The 3,293-nt window shown below is 70.5% G+C and carries 1 protein-coding gene; it reads right to left on the bottom strand.

Annotated features, from left to right (window positions below):
- Positions 1 to 64: 64 nt before the first annotated feature.
- Entirely contained in the window at positions 65 to 3,076 is a 3,012-nt protein-coding gene (gene topA, locus G6019_RS09405) for a type I DNA topoisomerase (RefSeq protein ID WP_107755643.1), read from the bottom strand.
- Positions 3,077 to 3,293 lie beyond the last annotated feature (217 nt).

Here is a 3,293-nt window from a genome sequence, read left to right as displayed (position 1 = left end):
GCCGGCGCCTGAGCGCCCCCCGGCCGAGCCCCGGCACCGGGTATGGGCGGGGTGCCCGCGGGGGTCAGCGTCCCGCGGTGGCCTTCTTCGCCGGTGACGTCCGGGCCGGGGCCTTCTTCGTCGCCTTTCCCCCGGCCTTCTTCGCCGCGGCCTTCTTGGGCGGCGGCGACTTGGCCCGCCTCTCGGACAACAGTTCCGAGGCGCGCGCGTCGGTGAGGGTCTCCACGGTGTCGCCCTTACGCAGCGACGCGTTCGACTCACCGTCGGTGACGTACGGCCCGAAGCGCCCGTCCTTGACCAGCATCTGCTTGCCGGAGACCTCGTCGACCCCCATCTCGCGCAGCGCCTTGGGGGCGGCGGCCTGCCGACCCCGACGCTTGGGCTCCGAGTAGATCTTCAGAGCCTCCTCGAGGGTGATGGTAAACACGGCGTCCTCGGTGTCCAGTGTCCGCGAGTCGGTGCCCTTCCTCAGGTAGGGACCGTACCGACCGAGCTGAGCGGTGATCTCCTCGCCGCTCGCGGGGTCGACGCCCAGGGTCCGCGGCAGTGACAGCAGCTTGAGCGCCTCCTCCAGCGTGATCGTGGCCGGCTCCATGGACTGCATCAGTGATCCGGTCCGGGGCTTGGGGCCCGTGGGGTTGTCGGATTCCTTCTTGGCCTTGCGGGTCACGGCGGACTTGGCCTTCGTCGCCGCCTTCTTGGCCTCGGCTCTGGCCTCGTCGTTCTCCGCGGCGGCGATCGCGGCGTCGCGTTCGGCGTCGATACGCTTCTTCTCCGCCTCGGCGTCGGCGAGCACCTTCTCCGCCCACCGCGCCTTCTCCTCGTCGGTGGGCTCGGGCAGCTTCTCGGTGACGTAGGGCCCGAAGCGGCCGTCCTTGACCACGATCTCGTGACCCGTCTCCGGATCCACACCGAGGGGACGCCCGTCCTGGGGGGTGGCGAAGAGTTTCTCGGCCACCTCGAGCGTGAGCTCGTCGGGGCTCATCCCCTCCGGGAGGTTGGCGCGCTGCGACTCCTGCTCGCCGTCCTCCCCCGCGACCATGCGCTCGAGGTACGGACCGTACCGCCCGACGCGGACGTGGACCGGTCGTCCCTCGGCGTCGTCGAAGACCCGGATGGAGTTGATGCTGCGGGCGTCGATCGCCTCGAGGTTGACGTCGATGAGGTTCTTGAGCCCGACCGCGTGGCCCGCGTCCCCGGCGCCACCGTCGGGCCCGGACGCGCCGGGGTCCCCGAAGTAGAAACGACGCAGCCAGTCGTCCCGGTTCTCGCGCCCCTCGGCGATCTCGTCGAGCTCGTCCTCCATGAGCGAGGTGAAGTCGTAGTCCACCAACCGACCGAAGTTCTGCTCGAGCAGCCCGACCACGGCGAAGGCCACCCAGCTGGGCACGAGCGCGTTGCCCCGGGAGTACACGTACCCGCGGTCCTGGATGGTGCGGATGATGCTGGCATAGGTCGAGGGGCGGCCGATCCCCATCTCCTCCATGACCTTGACCAGGCTCGCCTCGGTGTAGCGGGCCGGGGGGCTGGTGGTGTGGCCGTCGGCGGACAGGTCCGACCCCGTGAGGTCCTGCCCCTCGCTCAGTCGCGGCAGCCGCCGCTCGGCGTCGTCCGCCATCGGCTTGTCCGAGGACTCACCGGGCTCCTCGGTCGCCTCCACGTAGGCCTTGAGGAAACCGGGGAACGTGATGGTGCGGCCCGAGGCCGCGAAGGTCGCCCGCTCGTACCCGGACGGGTTCTGTCCCGCGGCGCCCGTGATGCGGATGCTCACCGAGGTGCCCTTGGCGTCGGCCATCTGGGAGGCGACGGTGCGCTGCCAGATGAGCTCGTACAGGCGGTACTCCTCGGCGTCCAGGACGCCGTGCAGCTGGCCGGGGGTGGCGAAGGACTCCCCCGCCGGACGGATGGCCTCGTGCGCCTCCTGCGAGTTCTTGACCTTGCGGGTGTACTGCCGCGGGGTGGGCGAGACGTACTCGCTGCCGTACAGCTCCGTGGCCTGCGCGCGGGCGGCCGCGATGCCGCCCTCGGACAGGGTGGTGGAGTCGGTGCGCATGTAGGTGATGTAGCCGTTCTCGTACAACCGCTGCGCGATGCGCATGGTGCGCTCGGACGTGTAGCGCAGTTTGCGGCCGGCCTCCTGCTGCAGCGTCGAGGTCATGAACGGCGCGTAGGGGCGGCGGGTGTACGGCTTGGATTCGACGGAGTCGACGACGAAGTCGGCGCCGTCCAGCGCGTCCGACAGCGCGCGGGCCGCGGACTCGTCGAGCACCACCGCGTCCTTGGCCGCGCCGGAGGTCTTGAGTCGACCGTCCTGGCCGAAATCGCGCCCCTGCGCCACCCGGGCGCCGTCCACCGCGGCGAGGCGGGCGGTGAAGCTGCGCGGCTCACCGGCGTCGCCACCGGCGGCCTCGCGGGTCGTCAGGGTCGCGGTGATGTCCCAGTAGTCGGCCGCGACGAACGCCATGCGCTCCCGCTCCCGCTCGACGATCACGCGGGTGGCCACGGACTGCACGCGACCCGCCGAGAGCCGCGGCATGACCTTCTTCCACAGCACAGGAGAGACCTCATAGCCGTAGAGACGGTCGAGGATCCGGCGGGTCTCCTGGGCGTCGACGAGGTCCGTGTCCAGCTCGCGGGTGTTCTCGGCGGCGGCGAGGATGGCCGGCTTGGTGATCTCGTGGAACACCATCCGCTTGACCGGGACCTTGGGCTTGAGCACCTCGAGAAGGTGCCAGGCGATCGCCTCGCCCTCACGGTCCGGGTCGGTGGCCAGCAGGAGCTGGTCCACGCCCGCCAGCTCCTTCTTGAGCTCCGAGACCTTCTTCTTCTTGTCCGCGCTCACCACGTAGATCGGCTCGAAGTTGTGCTCCGGGTCCACGCCCAGTCGGGCCCAGGGCTCCTTCTTGTACTTGGCCGGGATGTCGGCGGCCCCCTTCGGCAGGTCGCGGATGTGCCCGACGGACGCCTCGACCACGTAGTCGGACCCCAGGTACGGCTGGATCTTGCGGGCCTTGGTGGCGGACTCGACGATCACCAGGCTCCGCTTCCCGCCCGATGCTGTCTGCTTGCTCGCCACTGAACCGCTCCCAACCTGCGCTGATACGTCGGCGACGTGCGCCACCGACCTCCGGTCCCGGATACGGTACGCGTGCCGGGGCCTGTCTATGAGAATTCATACCAGGCCAGGGGCGCTTCGGAAGAGTCGCGTTCGGCGCCGGCCCGCCCCCGGGCGGCGGACGGGCACCCGCGCCGATCGACTCCTCCCCCATGCGGAGGTGCCCCGGACGTCGCCG

The sequence above is a fragment of the Dietzia sp. DQ12-76 genome, from assembly GCF_014145045.1.
GTDB lineage: Bacteria > Actinomycetota > Actinomycetes > Mycobacteriales > Mycobacteriaceae > Dietzia.
This window is presented reverse-complemented; position numbering and strand designations above follow the sequence as displayed.